Annotated in this window: 13 protein-coding genes and 1 tRNA gene; 4 read left to right on the top strand and 10 right to left on the bottom strand. The window is 38.6% G+C overall.

Translation table 11 applies throughout. The features are described 5' to 3' along the window. Window positions 1-224: 224 nt before the first annotated feature. The 7 genes from AACZ73_RS06130 to AACZ73_RS06100 form a co-directional block, all read right to left on the bottom strand. Entirely contained in the window at window positions 225-1,244 is a 1,020-nt protein-coding gene (locus AACZ73_RS06130) for a type IX secretion system membrane protein PorP/SprF (RefSeq protein WP_339876319.1), read from the bottom strand. Beyond that, the gene (locus AACZ73_RS06125; protein ID WP_339876317.1) at window positions 1,244-3,577 is read right to left on the bottom strand and encodes a PKD domain-containing protein; all 2,334 of its coding nucleotides are present in this window, start codon (window positions 3,575-3,577) and stop codon (window positions 1,244-1,246) included. Before AACZ73_RS06125 ends, AACZ73_RS06130 begins: the two co-directional genes overlap by 1 nt. Before the next feature lie 104 nt (window positions 3,578-3,681). Next, complete coding sequence (locus AACZ73_RS06120) at window positions 3,682-4,953, bottom strand: adenylosuccinate synthase (RefSeq protein ID WP_339876360.1); 1,272 nt, start codon at window positions 4,951-4,953, stop codon at window positions 3,682-3,684. Window positions 4,954-5,040: 87 nt separating this feature from the next. Continuing rightward, a complete protein-coding gene (locus tag AACZ73_RS06115; RefSeq protein ID WP_339876316.1) occupies window positions 5,041-5,916 on the bottom strand; it encodes a hypothetical protein in 876 nt (291 codons plus the stop codon). 250 nt (window positions 5,917-6,166) lie between these two features. Next, a complete protein-coding gene (locus AACZ73_RS06110; RefSeq protein WP_339876315.1) occupies window positions 6,167-6,508 on the bottom strand; it encodes an STAS domain-containing protein in 342 nt (113 codons plus the stop codon). Beyond that, window positions 6,505-6,978 (bottom strand): transcriptional repressor, encoded by a 474-nt coding sequence (locus AACZ73_RS06105; RefSeq protein WP_339876313.1) that lies wholly within the window; start codon window positions 6,976-6,978, stop codon window positions 6,505-6,507. The genes AACZ73_RS06110 and AACZ73_RS06105 overlap by 4 nt, the downstream gene beginning before the upstream one ends. A gap of 54 nt (window positions 6,979-7,032) precedes the next feature. Beyond that, entirely contained in the window at window positions 7,033-9,249 is a 2,217-nt protein-coding gene (locus AACZ73_RS06100; RefSeq protein ID WP_339876312.1) for a bifunctional (p)ppGpp synthetase/guanosine-3',5'-bis(diphosphate) 3'-pyrophosphohydrolase, read from the bottom strand. A 157-nt stretch (window positions 9,250-9,406) separates the two neighbouring features. Here AACZ73_RS06100 and AACZ73_RS06095 point away from each other — a divergent pair. From AACZ73_RS06095 to clpX, 4 genes are all read left to right on the top strand, one after another. Continuing rightward, window positions 9,407-9,488 (top strand) — tRNA-Leu (locus tag AACZ73_RS06095). A gap of 92 nt (window positions 9,489-9,580) precedes the next feature. Next, the gene (gene tig / locus AACZ73_RS06090; RefSeq protein ID WP_339876311.1) at window positions 9,581-10,906 is read left to right on the top strand and encodes a trigger factor; all 1,326 of its coding nucleotides are present in this window, start codon (window positions 9,581-9,583) and stop codon (window positions 10,904-10,906) included. Window positions 10,907-10,981: 75 nt separating this feature from the next. After that, complete coding sequence (locus tag AACZ73_RS06085; protein WP_339876310.1) at window positions 10,982-11,656, top strand: ATP-dependent Clp protease proteolytic subunit; 675 nt, start codon at window positions 10,982-10,984, stop codon at window positions 11,654-11,656. Next, complete coding sequence (gene clpX, locus AACZ73_RS06080) at window positions 11,656-12,882, top strand: ATP-dependent Clp protease ATP-binding subunit ClpX (RefSeq protein ID WP_339876309.1); 1,227 nt, start codon at window positions 11,656-11,658, stop codon at window positions 12,880-12,882. Before AACZ73_RS06085 ends, clpX begins: the two co-directional genes overlap by 1 nt. Before the next feature lie 30 nt (window positions 12,883-12,912). Here the strand turns inward: clpX and lpxB are convergent, their stop codons facing one another. The 3 genes from lpxB to AACZ73_RS06065 form a co-directional block, all read right to left on the bottom strand. After that, window positions 12,913-14,034 (bottom strand): lipid-A-disaccharide synthase, encoded by a 1,122-nt coding sequence (lpxB, locus tag AACZ73_RS06075; protein ID WP_339876358.1) that lies wholly within the window; start codon window positions 14,032-14,034, stop codon window positions 12,913-12,915. A gap of 20 nt (window positions 14,035-14,054) precedes the next feature. Then, the gene (locus AACZ73_RS06070; RefSeq protein ID WP_339876308.1) at window positions 14,055-14,474 is read right to left on the bottom strand and encodes a 6-carboxytetrahydropterin synthase; all 420 of its coding nucleotides are present in this window, start codon (window positions 14,472-14,474) and stop codon (window positions 14,055-14,057) included. A 519-nt stretch (window positions 14,475-14,993) separates the two neighbouring features. Further along, a complete protein-coding gene (locus tag AACZ73_RS06065) occupies window positions 14,994-15,944 on the bottom strand; it encodes a DUF1735 domain-containing protein (RefSeq protein ID WP_339876307.1) in 951 nt (316 codons plus the stop codon). Window positions 15,945-15,951 lie beyond the last annotated feature (7 nt).

Below are 15,951 nucleotides of genomic sequence, written 5' to 3'. Positions count from 1 at the left end.
CACCGTCTGCGTCGTTTGGGAGTGCAAATATCTCCCTTTTTTATTTATGGGCAAGGCTAAATTATAAATAAATGAGATTTAAGGGCTAACTCACTGATTACAAAAGATAAAAATTTTAGATCTTCAATTGCACGCTTCAATCAATCTACATAAGAAGATCCAAAAGGTCAATTATCACATCATAAAAATTGACAAAGGAATTTATTGAGTGATGAGAATTTCAATTAATATCTGAAAGAAGGAAGTTCTGGATAATACTTCTTGCGCGGGTCCTTTGATGAAAATACATACCTGACAGAAACTTCATGTGCACCACCGGAGGCTCGCTGACCAAGTTTTGAAATAGAGTAATCATAGCTATATCCTAAATCTAGACCAGATCTTAGTTCCATTCCTAGAAGACTTATTAAAGATTCATTATTGGGTAGATTATACTTTGTTGGAAGACCTCTATACCAAAAACCTAGTACCAATGGCTCAAAGTAAAACTCCGCTCCAATGTCTAGCTGGTCATAAATACCCTGCGTTTTGTAATTAAATGCAAGAGCAAGAGATCTCTCCTGGTCTGTATTATTGAAATAATCATTAATATTTCCCGGAGCAAGGTTGAACCTAACTCCTCCATGCAATGAATATTTAACTGCAAGTCTATTTGAATCTATACTTAGATAGCTAATCTGAGGCTTCAATAAATGAGTGGCCGAAACACCAAACCAAAACATATCCTCATAATACAGAAGTCCAAGGTTCAAATCGGCCACAGTTGATTTACTATTCCCTAAAAAATCCTCTCCAGGCAGACCAGTAACAACTCCTCTATCTATATCTATCTGGGTTCCTAAAACAATCTCGTCAAACATAACATCCCTTGACAATAAACTTCCCTGAGCTCCAGCATGCAGAAACCTCTTTTCCCCTAATTGAAGTCTATAGCTGTAGAGAAGTCCTATTTCATTCGTATTGCTTTGAGTAAAAGATTCTCTTGCTCCAGAGATAATTATTCCAAATCCAGAATTATATTTTTCAGAAAAATGATCTGCATATGCTGTATAAGCAATGAAGCTTTGATCTAATGCTGGCCATTGATTACGGAAATTGACCCCAACTCTTGAAAGCCCAGTGCTTCCTGCAAACGCAGGATTTAGATACAATGGATTAGCATAAAATTGAGAATACTGTACATCCTGACAAAAAGCCCTCAAAGAGATTAATAAAAAAACGGCCATCAGGTAAAGTTTTGTCATTATCTGATTAATTTAAATTTACCTGCTTCACTAACCTTTTCCCCATCTGTGGCGACACCATTAAATCGGTATACATAAAATCCAGCATCCAACAACTTCCCGTCCAGCGTACCATCCCAACCTGTTGTGTTCAGATCATCAGTTTGAAAGATCAAATTGCCCCAAGTGTTAAATATCAAGAGTTCCATAGATGCCAATTCCTTAAATTTTGGTAGGAAAGTTTGATTATACCTATCTAAGGGAGTAAACGCTGTCGGAAACATAACTCTGTAGCTCCTCAAAATTTGAATATATTGGATAACAGATGCTTCACAGCCATACTCATTGGTAACCGTAAGGGTCACTACGAACTCTCCTTTCTTACCATATCCATGGGCAGGATTCTTCTCCGTAGAAAATGATCCATCTCCCAAATCCCAATTCCAAGTTTGGGCTTCCTCTGAGGACATATCCTTAAATAGAATCACATCGTCAGGGAAGAATCCTCCTTCCCACTCTCCTCGAATTCCGGATCCCTCAGATTGAAATGAAAAATTAGCTATTAACTCATCTTCGACTATTACTACTTGTATAGGCTCAGGGGATGAATAACAATCCAGATCAGCAAATTTAATCTGAAGTTCATAGTCTCCCGAGATAGAAACTTCTTTCATTTCATCATCCAAATAGCTTTGACCACTTCCAGTTAACTTATAATCATACGTTGTGGGATCATAATTTAAAATGCTAGCAGTCACATCCACAGGCTCATTCGGCGCACATCCTAAGACAGGCGAAGTAAATTCAAAATCCGGAAATTCGGGAAAACTAACCAATATCGAATTGGACACAGCAGGGCAGTTCATGCTGTTATATGCCTTTAATAAATATTCACCTGTAGCACTTGCCACATAATTATCCGCTTCTGCGCCCTCTATAAGCACATCATCCTTGTACCATTCGTAACGCTCATACGGCTCTCTACCGCTGGAGTTAAAAGTAACCGATTCCCCTCCGCACAATCTGACTTCTTCTATCATGTCAGGATCCCCATCTCCAAAAATACTGATCGGTTCAGGGGATTCCTGAATCTTCAAAGTCATAGAGTTACCTGAAGAACTTTTACCATAAGTATCGGTTATGGTATAAAAGACAGTAACACTTTGATCTGTAAAGCCTTCATTTGGTAAAAAGGTAAAGTCACCTCCATTTGTTCCAGCTTTAAAAGTGCCTTCCGGTAATTCTAATATTCTATTCTCTTCTCTACATTTTCCTTGAGAACAGATGTCGTCGCTTTCTCCCTCTATTTCTTCAAGTGATTGGTAAAATTGCAAACAACTGATTTCACTATTTTCATTTGGAAGAGTTACCTCTTCATCTGTAATAAAATAGGTGTTTTCCTGTCCCTCACACGATGCTAAATCAGAGAGATCAATTCCTGAAGGGTTTTTCAATCCCTCATCATTGGATACCTCTACAATCAGATTTCTAATCTCATGAATATTTGTTTCTCCTCCGGTGGAAGCAGCAAAACCGATTTTCAAGTTTTTTGGTGGCTCATATGGAAAAGGAATGCCGGGAAAAACAGTAATTGTCCTTGGTTCATTAGCAGTTGTGGTTACCACCATTTCCAATTTAATAATATAGCCAGCGCCAGAGGGGTTTGGTTCTAATTCCAAAAAGACTTTACGATAACCCGGAAGCGCAGGATCTTCAACTCTATTAGTACCTTGTCCTCCAGAACTTAGCGGAAATTGATATTGCACATCCAGAGCCAAATTACTATGACCTCCTAAATCTTGAGTTATTTTACCTGCCACGAAATCATAACCACTAAGACCTGCCCCTCCCTTTCTAATGGATATACTATTTGGGTATAATTCGTTGGCCGATCCTGAAAAACCTCCAACTTTTCCTTCGCTTGAATTACTAAAGTTTCCAAAACTATCAAATGCGACACCCAAATATGCTCCTGTCATACCGGATTTAGACTCTCGTTGAGCGTACCCGAATGATCCCCCAAATCCACCGGTTTGAAAGTTTTGAACATTTGCATCAAACATAAAAACGGTGAGACCATCTGCCCCACTTCCACCATACATAAAGTATTCGAAAGATGCTTTTATTCCATAAGCCGGAGAAAATGGGATGTCTATATAAACGTATCCGTTTTGCTCCATTTGCGCATCCGTGAGGCGCATTACTCCGTCTACCAATTTGGCGCTACCTCCAAAAACAGTTTCAGAACCGATGGATTCTTGATCTGTAAAAGATTCACAGTAAGGGAACCCAACCTGTGAATATGTGCTTTTAAAGACAAAAAACAGAACAGAAGCAATAAGTAAAAATCTCAAATCTTAACTATGTTTATTTGGGGAACGTCAAATTACACTTTATAGTTACGAAACAAAAAAGCCCTTGATTTAAAACCAAGGGCTTCAAATATTTTACAATTAAATTAACGCAAAATAGTCTGGATCCGATCAGGTCCAACAGATACTAATTTAATTGGAACATGTAATTCACTTTCCAGATATTCCACATACTCTTTCAGTTCTGAAGGAAACTCCTCATAAGAATGAACGTTCTCTAAAGAACAATTCCATCCCTTCATTACTTTGTATACTGGAGAAACTTCTTGCTCAGTGATCTCAAAACTCAATTTATCGATCCTCTCTCCACTTGGCAATTCGTAATGAGTACAGACTTTTATCTCTTCAAAGATATTCAGGACATCTCCCTTCATCATGAATAGCTGAGTGACTCCATTAATCATAATAGAATAACGAAGTGCCGGTAAATCCAGCCAACCACATCTTCTTGGGCGACCAGTAGTACTACCGAATTCATTGCCTTCTTTTCTCATGTCCTCTCCGGCCTGGTCGAATAGCTCAGTAGGGAAAGGGCCACTACCCACTCTGGTACAATATGCTTTAAAGATTCCAAATACCTCACCGATTTTAGAAGGAGCAACTCCCAATCCTGTGCAAGCACCCGCCGCCATTGTACTACTACTTGTCACGAATGGATAACTTCCGAAATCTACATCTAGCAAAGAACCTTGTGCTCCTTCAGCAAGAATCCTTTTATTGGCATCTAATGCTTCATTGACCACATACTCGCTGTCAATAAGGTTCAGTGTCTTGAAAAACTCAACCGCTGAAAAAAATTGTTCTTCCATCCCTGACAGTTCATCCAATGGATGACTGTAGAATGAAAGTGTAGTTCTGTGCTTGGCTACTAAAGCTTCGTATTTCTCTTTGAAATCCGGACTAAGAATATCTCCTACACGAAGTGCGGTTCGTCCAATCTTATCCTGATAAGTTGGTCCGATGCCTTTAAGAGTAGAACCAATTTTCTTATCTCCTTTGGACTGCTCCAAAGCTGCATCAAGCAATTTATGCGTAGGGATGATGATCGTGGCCTTCTTGGAGATCACTAGATTTTTCATGTAATCGATGGAGAATTTACCTAATCCATCAATTTCTCTTTTAAGGACGATTGGGTCCAACACAACCCCGTTTCCTATTATATTAAGTATTTGAGAGCGAAATATCCCAGATGGAATCTGATGTAAAACGTGCTTAATTCCGTCAAACTCCAACGTATGTCCAGCATTTGGACCACCTTGAAAACGGGCTACAATTTCATATTCAGGCGCTAATACGTCTACTATTTTTCCTTTTCCTTCATCTCCCCACTGGAGACCTAGAAGTACATCCATCTTCATTTGATGTGCGGTCTTATCTGTTACACTTGACTTTTTGAAGCGTGAAATTTGCGATAAGCCCATAGAAAACCAAGGGAAAGAGCTTAATTATTTCTCCTCACTCAGATTTACATAGTAATAATACATGACATCCTCATCAGGCTGGTCTTTGGCTCGGAACATCAAACCATATTTGGTATTCAAGTAATTAGGCGATAGATCTGGATTTATCGCAGTCAGGTTAAACTCCTTGATTTTCTGAAAATCGTTGTCAAAAACTTCTAAGAAATAAGGAGCATCTCTGCCTCCCTCACCCTTTACTAGCCTGAGATACTTATCCTCGCTTTTCAAATAATTAATATAACCATATCGAACACCTTCCCCCCATATCTTGCCTAGTTCCCATTGTAACTCACCTGAAACTATCTCTTCAGAATAATTCTGCGGGAGCTCTCTTTGGGATGGAAATGAATTTGAAATTGCGGTGAAGGTCTTTTGGGCTTGAGAATTTAAGTCATAGACAAGAAAACCACTAAATGAAGGATAACTGATCACCATTTTATCCCCCACTACATTGAGCTGAGGTTGATCATTACCTCCCATAATTACATTCTTGGTTTTTACTTGATATTTTAAATCAAAATATTTTTCTGAATCCAAAACCACGGGTAGAAAGAACATGGAGTCCAAAGAGGGTTTATATCCAGCGACCCGAATTTGATTATCATCATCAAATATAAAATACCCAACGCCAGAGACTTTATCCACACCGTAGAGTTCATTAGCAAATGAAGGTGTGGGAACACTAACCCCTAAATATTCGGTATCTCCAAATATCCCATACTCATGCATAAATTTCATAGATACTTCTCCAGTCATTCTATTTTGATTGTAAAACTGCTGTTGATTCATATAGACTATATGATCATCAGTTGTAAAAAACGACATAACAAAACCAACTCCAGAAGGACCTTGCCTTTCCATGATGTCCCCTTTTTTTACAGATACAGAATCAGGTGACAAAAAAATACTATCAAGTGAATGAGCGAACTTATTATAAATAACTCCTTTGCTCTGAGATGAATCCAATGACACAAAGAATTGGGGTTCAGCTGTTATTCCACTTTCCCCAATATGAAATTTTTTACGCTCTGAAATATTCAAAAAAATATCCTTTCCATTCTCTTCCTTCTCTGAACAGGATAATAATCCAACAACAACGACGAAAAAGAGACTACATTTTCCTTTTAAATTCATCTATAGAATCATAAACCGTAAAAATATTATTCAGCTTTGTGATTATAAGCAATTTCTTTACATGCTCAGATGGCGCGGTAAGGTATACTTCCCCATCTTTATTTCTCATCTTAGTAAGCATAGTGATTAACAGTCCAATTCCGCTTGAACTGATATACCGTACTTCGCTGAGATCTACGACGAACTTTTTAACTCCCTCTTCAACAGCGTCGGAAACTACTTCCACCAGCTTAGGCCCAACCTCATCTCCAATCAAATCACCCTGTATAAAAAGGTAATGAGCAAGCTCATCTTTGCTTGTGTTATAAGTCAATTTCATAAAATATCTTCTTTTCTATTGTCGCAATTTGTTTTAGTACAATTGCCATATAATAATAAGGAGTGGTGAAGCACTTTAAAGTTTAAAATTTCGCCAACTGTATTTTGAATATTCTGAATTCTAGGGTCACAAAATTCAACCACTTTATTACAATCCGTACAGATCAAGTGATCATGTTGCTTGTACCCGTATGATTTTTCAAATTGTGCGAGGTTTTTCCCAAATTGGTGCTTAGTGACTAAATCGCATTCCACCAAAAGATCTAGTGTATTATAAACTGTCGCGCGACTTACTCGGTAATTTTTATTTTTCATGCTGATGTAAAGGGATTCTACATCAAAATGTCCCGTTCGGGTATAGATTTCTTCAAGGATAGCATAGCGTTCCGGTGTTTTTCGGAGCTTTTTTGTTTCTAGATATGCTGTAAATATCTTTTTTACCTCTTCGAAATGAGTTGTATTCAAAGGCATTTGCTGGGTATTTTTTCAAATATAACTTTTGTAAGTAAGAAAAGATTCATTGGATCAATCAAACCTTGAAACCTTTAAGATTCCATCCACTTCAACTAGGTTCTCGATCAATTTATCCAAGTGCTCAGTGCTATGCACGTAAAGCTTAATCGTTCCTTCAAAAATTCCTGCATCCGAATCTACGGTAATAGACCGCATGTTCACTTTTAGTTCATTAGAAATAACTTTGGTTACATCATTGATCAAGCCAACGCGGTCTGTACCCAAGATTCGAAGACCAGCTAAGAATGCGATTTCCTTTTGACTAGTCCATCTTGCTTTGATTACTCGGTTGCCATGATTAGATAGTAATTCCAACGCATTTGGGCAGGAAGTCCGGTGAATTTTGATTCCTTCATTGACTGTCACAAATCCGAATACATCATCGCCGGGAATAGGATTACAGCATTTGGCCAAAATATAATCTACCACATCCATATCCTCCCCGATCAGCAACTGATCATGATCAGGACCTTTGAGACTTTTAATCTCTTTGGTGAACGAAGACTCGTCCCTTACTTTCTCCTGAGTTGTTTTGTTTTGGAGTTTTTGGGTTGCCTTGAAATCCTTGAATGACTTAATCGAAGTAGGATCGATCGCACCAATGCCGACACGGAAGTAAAACTCATTTGCTGTCTTAAGCTCAAAAAATGCTCTTAACTTTTCCACAGATTCAGAATTGAACTCCATTTTCATCTGCTTCATTTTTCGCTGCACGATCTCCTTCCCATCAAGAATTGCGGATTTTTTATCTTCTCGAAGTGCATCCTTGATCTTCGCCTTTGCCCTTGATGTGACAACGTTGTTTAACCAGTCTTCTGTAGGCTTTTGCTTATTGGAAGTCAGAATTTCTACCTGATCGCCATTTTTAAGCTTGTGGGAAATCGGAACCAGTCGTTGATTGACTTTTGCCCCAATGCACTTCGCCCCGACCTCAGTATGGATCTCGAAAGCAAAATCCAGGGCAGTGGAACCAAATGGTAAAACCTTCAGGTCCCCTTTTGGAGTGAATACAAAAACTTCATCATGAAATAAATTTCCCCTGAAATCATCCATGAATTCAATCGCATTTCCGTCATTGGACTCCAGCAAACCTCTTACCTGAGTAATCCAATCATCTAAACCAGATGGCCCTTTTGAATTTTCCTTGTCCTTATATTTCCAGTGAGCAGCGTAGCCACGCTCCGCTATCTCATCCATCCGCTCTGTACGGATCTGAACTTCCACCCATTGCCCAGTGCCACTCATAACTGTGGTGTGCAATGACTCATAGCCATTGGATCGCGGTGTACTAATCCAGTCCCGAAGTCTATCCGGGTTAGGTCTATAAAAATCTGTGACAATGGAATATACTTGCCAGCAATCTGCCTTCTCACTATCCAAGTCACTTACTAAAATAATCCGAATCGCAAACAAGTCATATACCTCTTCGAAAGGTATACCCTGCTTTTTCATCTTATTATATATGGAGAATACAGATTTTGGTCTTCCTTTGATGGTAAAGTCCAAACCTGTTCTTTTAAGCTCCTCCTCGATTGGCAGAATAAAGCTTCTGATGAATTTATTTCTATAGGATTTTGATTCGTTGATCTTATAAACAATATCCTTATAGGTGGCTGTATCTGTATATTTTAGATAAAGATCTTCCAGCTCAGATTTGATCGCATATAGTCCGAGCCTATGTGCCAAAGGTGCGTATAGGTACATCGTCTCGGAAGCAATCTTTAATTGCTTATGTCTAGGCATACTTGCAAGTGTCCTCATATTATTGAGTCTATCTGCAAGTTTGATCAATATCACTCTAACATCATCGGAAAGCGTCAGGAGCATTTTCCTGAAATTTTCCGCCTGCTGAGAGCTACCATATTCGAAGACGCCAGCGATTTTGGTGAGTCCATCTATAATGGTCATGACCTTATAGCCAAACTCACGCTCTATATCCTCCAGCTCCCAGTCCGTATCTTCCACTACATCATGAAGCAACGCTGAAACAATGGAAGTAGTCCCTAAGCCAATTTCTTCGACACAGACCAAAGCAACCTCAAGCGGATGATAGATATAAGGTTCTCCCGATTTGCGTCGCATGTCTTTGTGCGCATCTAGCGACACATTAAATGCTCTTTTAATCAATTTAGCGTCACCATCTTTAAGTATAGGTTTCGCCTGTCTCAGCAGCCTTCGGTAGCGTTTGAGTATTTCTTTTCTTTCTTCTTCTATGTCCACTTCAATCATACTGGAGGAATTTAATACAAAAATGGTGGTCTAAGCTCATCTTGCATCAAATGTTAATTATTTTTTTTCTTATGCTATTGCATTTTATTTATTAGTACCTACATTTGCATCCACAATTGGATTTGGAATCCTTATTCCTCTCCTAATTGTACGTATTGCGGATGTGGCGAAATTGGTAGACGCACTAGACTTAGGATCTAGCGCCGCGAGGCATGGGGGTTCGAGTCCCTCTATCCGCACTAAATACCGAACCCTCAATCACTCAACTGTCTTCAACCACAGGAAAGGGATTGGGGGTTTTTAGTTAATCTTCATTATTAAATTTTGAGCTTTGGAAATCACACAAGACAAGCATTCAGCAAATCAAGCTTCAATTAAAATTAAATTAAACGAAGCAGATTACCAACCTAAGGTTGACGCAAAACTTAAGGACTTTGCTAAAAAATCTAACATCAAAGGATTCAGACCTGGTAAGGCTCCTATTTCTATGGTGAAGAGCATGTATGGTACTTCGGTGCTTGTAGAGGAAATCAACTCTATCCTGAGCGAGTCTCTGAATACTTACTTGAAGGAGCAAACATTCAAAATCTTGGGGGATCCCCTTCCTCAAAATCAAGATGCAGCGATCGACTGGAAGACACAAAAGGATTTCGAATTTGATTATAAAATCGGTTTCGTTGAATCTGTAGACTTAACGCTTGACTCTAAAATCAAAGCCACAAAATACTCTATCAAGGTAGATGATAAGTTGATCAATGAAACACTTGATAACCTTAAATCTCAGTATGGTAACAGCACCAACCCAGAAGTAAGTGAAGAAGGTGATCATATCTACGGAGATTTGAAAGCTACTGAAGGCGAATTTGAGAAAACTGTTTCTTTGGATTTGACCAAAATCACTAAGAAGCTTGCTGGAAAATTCATCGGCCTAAGCAAAGAAGCTGTAGTGGAATTTGAAGCAAAAGACGTGAAAAAAGGTCAGTGGGAAGAAGCTTTCGGACTAAGCGAAGAAGAGTCTGCTGATCTTGATGGAGCATTCACTTTCACCGTGAAAAACATAAATAGAACTGAAGCTGCGGAAATGAACCAGGAGTTCTTTGATAAGATTTTCGGCCCGGATCAGGTTTCATCTGAAGAAGAGTTTGTCACTAAAGTTCGTGAGACACTTCAAAGTAATTATGATAAAGAATCCAAGGTATTTACTGAGGAGGAATTGAAGAAAGTATTGACAGATGCGGCGAAAGTAGATCTTCCTGAAACATTCCTAAAAGAATGGCTTATGATCGCAAATGATGGCAAAGTAACCGCAGAAGATATTGAGAAGGAATTTCCTATCTACGCAAGACAATTGACTTGGTCTTTGATCTCAAATGAGATTGCTACTAATAACGACATCAAAGCTGAGCATGAGGAAGTGATCGAGAAAACTAAGCAGATGGTTCGTGAACAATTTGCAGCTTCAGGCCTTGGAGCACAGATGGAAGACAGCATGGATATGTTTGTAGACAACTATCTGAAAGGTGAAGAGGGTAAGAACTATATGAATATGCTTACTTCAATCCAGAATGAAAAAGTACTTGCTTTTGCGCTTGACAAAATAAGCGTACAAGAAAAGGATATTACTATTGACGAATTCAAGGAACTTTTAGATAAGTAATTCGCTTAAATCATCATAAAAAAGTCCTTATTAGAGGGCTTTTTTTATTTTTGCTTAATACAACAAACTCGAAAGATGATTAACAAAGAAGAATTCCGTAAATACGCTATTCACAATCAAGGCGTAAGCGGTACTGCTTTTGACCAGTACACGCAGCAAATTGAAAACATGACTCGCTCTGTAATCGAAGAGCGACCTCAGAATTTCAGAGAGATTGACGTATTCTCCAGATTGATCATGGACCGTATCATATTCCTTGGAACAGGGGTGGATGATCACATCGCCAACATCATTGTGGCTCAATTACTTTTTCTAGAATCAGTGGATTCTAAAAAAGATGTTTTACTTTATGTAAATAGTCCGGGAGGATCAGTTACAGCCGGATTAGGTATTTATGACACGATGCAGTTCATCAATCCTGATGTAGCTACCATCTGTACTGGAATTGCCGCTTCTATGGGAGCTGTATTATTAGCGGGTGGAGCTGCTGGCAAGCGTTCTGCTTTGAAACATTCCAGAGTAATGATTCACCAGCCATCAGGCGGGATGCAAGGAAAATCCACAGATATGGAGATTTCTTTAAAGCTCATACTATCCATGCGTGAAGAATTATATGATATTCTTGCGCAGCACACTGGCAAGACACCAGAAGAAATAGAGAGAGATTCGGAAAGAGATTATTGGCTTAAGGCTCAGGAAGCAAAAGCTTACGGCCTAATCGATGAAGTATTAGTTAAAAAACCAAAATAATGGCTCAAGTTACCTGCTCCTTTTGTGGTAGAAACAAGAAAGATGTGGATCTCATGGTGTCAGGTATATCCGCGCACATTTGTAATTTCTGCATAGATCAAGCCCACATGATTCTTGGTGAAGAAGATAAAGCCAAGAAACCTGGGAGCACCAAACCAAAAATTAAACTAAAAAAGCCTAAGGAACTTACAGCATATCTCGATCAATATGTAATTGGCCAGGAAGATGCAAAAAAAGTACTCACGGTGGCAGTTTACAATCATTACAAACGTCTTTTCCAAAAGGACGAAAACGATGAGGTAAAGATTGAAAAGTCAAACATCATCATGGTAGGTGATACTGGAACGGGTAAAACTTACCTTGCCAAAACTTTGGCAAAGACTCTCGAAGTCCCATTCTGTATTGCTGATGCTACGGTCTTGACCGAAGCTGGCTACGTAGGTGAGGACGTGGAAAGTATTTTGACACGATTACTTCAAGCTGCAGATTACAATGTGGAAGCTGCAGAGCGTGGTATTGTGTACATAGATGAGCTGGATAAAATCGCAAGAAAATCCGACAATCCTTCCATCACTAGAGATGTTAGTGGGGAAGGTGTCCAGCAAGCTATGCTAAAACTATTGGAAGGTACTGTGGTGAATGTACCTCCTCAAGGTGGACGTAAGCATCCAGACCAAAAAATGATCGCTGTGAACACGGAGAATATTTTATTTATCTGTGGGGGAGCATTTGATGGAATTGCAAGACATATTGGTAAGCGACTTAATACGCAGCCGATGGGATTCAGTAAAGCTGCAGCTGACGCAATGGCGGATCGTGAAAATCTACTTCAATACGTTACTGCCCAAGACCTGAAAGCATTTGGCTTGATTCCAGAATTGATCGGAAGACTTCCTGTATTGACTCATTTGGATCCTCTTCATGCAGATGCTTTAAAAAGAATTCTAACTGAGCCGAAAAATGCATTGGTAAAACAATATGCAAAACTGCTTAACTATGAAGGAGTGAAAGTTACTTTCGAGGAAAGTGGCGTTGATTTTATTGTAGAAAAAGCTGTAGAGTTTAACCTCGGTGCAAGGGGATTAAGGTCGATTTGCGAAGCAATTATTACGGATGCTATGTATGACATTCCATCGGATGATTCCATCAAGGCATTGGTCATCGATGCAAAATATGCACATGAAAAATTTGATAAGTCGAAGTTTAAAAGGCTTCAGGTGGCTTGATATCTAAACCCTGCTTTATTGAAGCAGGGTTTATTTTTTGTTTAAACTTCCCAGAATTAGTTTAGCAGCAGTATCAGAAGCGCTCTTCTCGCCTAGTTGCTCCTTAATTAAGTCGTAGCCCTGAAGCATGTAGCCTTTGTAAATCTGATTGCCTAGAATTTGCTGTAGCTCAGTTTTTAAATTGAGAATAGAAAAATCATTTTGAATCAGCTCCTTTACCACTTCCTTATCGGCTATAAGGTTGACCAGAGAAATAAAAGGAACTCGAATTAAATTTTTAGCAATAGCGTAAGAAATAGAACTGGTACGGTACACTACTACTTGAGGCACTCTGAAAAGTGCTGTTTCCAAGGTAGCAGTCCCAGAAGTGACCACCGCGGCGATTGCATGTGAAAGCAAATCATAGGTCTGATCATATATCACTCTTATCCCACCGTCAACTCCTCGCTGATAAATTTCGCTTCCAAGATCTTTTACCCCTGCGATGACAAACTGAGCATTTGGAAATTCCTTGACCAATTCTACCATCCTATCTAGCATGTTGTTGATCTCTTGCCTTCTACTTCCAGGAAGCAATGCAATAATAGGTTGATAACTCAACTCATTCTTCTGATAGAAAAACTCATGAGGTTGGAATTTGGATATTTCATCCAAGAGTGGATTTCCAACATAATTGACCTTCAGGTCATACTTATCAAAAAATGCGGGTTCAAAAGGTAAGATCGAATAGATATAATGTGTATTAGCTTTCAGCTTTAATGCCCTTTTTTGATTCCATGCCCATACTTTTGGGGGAATATAGTAATGCACTGGTATTTTATTCTCCTTCGCAAAAGCAGCGATTTTCATATTGAATCCACCGTAATCTACTAGGACAATAGCCTCTGGTCTAAAAGACAAAATGTCATTTTTGACTAATTTGAGGTATTTCAGTACTTTTCGAAATCCTAAAACCACTTCCAGAAATCCCATCACAGCTACTTCTGCATAATCTACAGCTAGCTCTACTCCTGCTTCCTTGGAGTAGCTTCCTCCCATTCCCCGAATTTTCAATTCAGAATTTATCTGAACTAAAGACCTCACCAAGTTGGATGCATGGAGATCACCTGAGCGTTCGCCGGAGATGATGTAGAGTTTGTAAGGTTTCAAAATTTAGATTTCATATTAAAAAATTACTCTCCGAAATACTCCACAAAATTTCTTGGAGTCTCGTAAAGTGTGAGTTTATGCAGTCCCCCATGGGGAGTAATCTCATTCACAGCTGGCTCAAGGATCTTCCAAAACTCCATAATAAGATTTTCACAGCTCGCTAATTTCCCCTCCATGAAATCCACATCAACATTTAGGTTTTTGTGATCAACTTTATCAATCACCAAATTCCTGATTATGGTACTTAATTTTTTTAGATCCACCACGAAACCGGTATCAGGATCTGGCAGGCCCTTCACCATCACAATCAATTCAAAATTGTGCCCGTGCCAATTAACATTGGCGCAAGGACCAAATACTTCCACATTCCTTTCATCCGACCATTTCGGGTTCCAAAGTTTATGGGCTGCATTGAAGTGTTCTTTTCTACAAACGTAAATCATCTCTAATTGTAATAGGCCGCAAAGTTAACCAGAAGATGTGGAATATGGAATTTAGTAAGAGCTTGAGTTTTTTATCTACTGAATTCGAGATTAGCCTTTCCAGAATAGGAGACTTTGTTGAGTTTATGATAAAACCACAACGAAATATATTTTTCCGTTAAATAGAATTCTGATAAACTTTATTTCCTTGGCAGGTTTTCAAAGGCATCGTCATTTATGGTGAGTTGAGAAATGATTTCCATCACTGCCGTCACTGAATAACCGGTATAAGCTTAATTAAGCAGCTTACAATCTCAGATCAATCAATATCGCTATTTCAGATGCCACTACGATCAATCCTGACACTGGGAGAAAAAATCTTAAGGATTGGAAGATAAGATTATGTTATGCTGAAATCCCCACTGTTAAAATTATCCTAATCGCTCCCCGAGATAAAGAAAAATAGCATCGAGTTAAGACCCGATGCTATCTAAATTAGTCCTTAAATGTTTACCTTCTATTTAAGACTAGTTAATTTAACTATTCTCTGTCTCTAAGAAAAGTAAATGTTTCCTTAAAAGTACATCTGATACTTCCTGTAGGCTGAATCAAGTAATAACTTACTTCAAGTGTTTTATCAGTTTCTGAAACAATAGTAAAGGTATTAACACCAGATGGATCTATTTGAGCTGACCTGTTATTTGAAGAAGGCTGCCCATAAGCATTTACTACTGAAGTTACATTTCCCTCATCGTCCATAATAAAGTTAGCACCAAAACTACCAAAGTAAGTTCCACTTCCACTATTCAAGAATCTATATCCCTGAACATCTAAGTTTCTATCCCATCTTCCTACACTATTACCAGTGATAGTTCTTAACTCTACTTCATATGGATAATATCCGGTAAAGTTACCATTCGTCAAATCTGTAAATTCACCTGTAACACTATATATTCCATCATACTTATTCTTAGCCCCAATAGCGTAAATAGCTGTTTCAAAGTTACCTGATATTATTCCATGTGAAGACTCAGTAATTGTAAAAGGGAGTGCATAATTCTTTGTAAAGTCGAATTGGGAAGTGTAAAGTGTGATTGTTTTCTCTACCTGTCTTTGGCCTTTAGGAATTGTAACTTCCATAGCATCAATAGAATAAAGATTTTCAGGTAGCACCACATAGTCAGTGTCTTCCGACTCATTGTATTCCTCCAATGCTGAAGGATCTAAGCTAAACTTCACGTTAATATCCTGATTGTTTTCGTGAGCTCCTGAATAGCTAACTATAATCTTAAATTCTACAGATTCAGCTTCCTTAAAAGAATTTACGTATAGTGGGTACACGCTATTAGCTGACGCAATTAATCCGATATCGTAAAATTCAATCACGTTTTCTACCTGATCAGGATCAAATATAGGATCCTCATCCAGACAAGATGTTAGGGTTAGTATTGCCAATGCAAATACCCCTAGTTTATTAAATATATTTTTCATATTTATT

Origin of the sequence: uncultured Algoriphagus sp. (assembly GCF_963974835.1) — a bacterium.
In the GTDB taxonomy this organism is placed as follows: domain Bacteria; phylum Bacteroidota; class Bacteroidia; order Cytophagales; family Cyclobacteriaceae; genus Algoriphagus.
This window is presented reverse-complemented; position numbering and strand designations above follow the sequence as displayed.

Excerpts from the sequence above, each read along its gene's own strand:
- AACZ73_RS06130 (WP_339876319.1), bottom strand. The coding sequence starts at position 1,244 with ATGACAAAACTTTACCTGATGGCCGTTTTTTTATTAATCTCTTTGAGG.
- AACZ73_RS06120 (WP_339876360.1), bottom strand. The coding sequence starts at position 4,953 with ATGAAGATGGATGTACTTCTAGGTCTCCAGTGGGGAGATGAAGGAAAA.
- AACZ73_RS06115 (WP_339876316.1), bottom strand. The coding sequence starts at position 5,916 with ATGGAAAGGCAAGGTCCTTCTGGAGTTGGTTTTGTTATGTCGTTTTTT.
- AACZ73_RS06110 (WP_339876315.1), bottom strand. The coding sequence starts at position 6,508 with ATGAAATTGACTTATAACACAAGCAAAGATGAGCTTGCTCATTACCTT.
- AACZ73_RS06105 (WP_339876313.1), bottom strand. The coding sequence starts at position 6,978 with ATGCCTTTGAATACAACTCATTTCGAAGAGGTAAAAAAGATATTTACA.
- AACZ73_RS06100 (WP_339876312.1), bottom strand. The coding sequence starts at position 9,249 with ATGATTGAAGTGGACATAGAAGAAGAAAGAAAAGAAATACTCAAACGC.
- AACZ73_RS06085 (WP_339876310.1), top strand. The coding sequence starts at position 10,982 with ATGATTAACAAAGAAGAATTCCGTAAATACGCTATTCACAATCAAGGC.
- clpX (WP_339876309.1), top strand. The coding sequence starts at position 11,656 with ATGGCTCAAGTTACCTGCTCCTTTTGTGGTAGAAACAAGAAAGATGTG.
- AACZ73_RS06070 (WP_339876308.1), bottom strand. The coding sequence starts at position 14,474 with ATGATTTACGTTTGTAGAAAAGAACACTTCAATGCAGCCCATAAACTT.
- AACZ73_RS06065 (WP_339876307.1), bottom strand. The coding sequence starts at position 15,944 with ATGAAAAATATATTTAATAAACTAGGGGTATTTGCATTGGCAATACTA.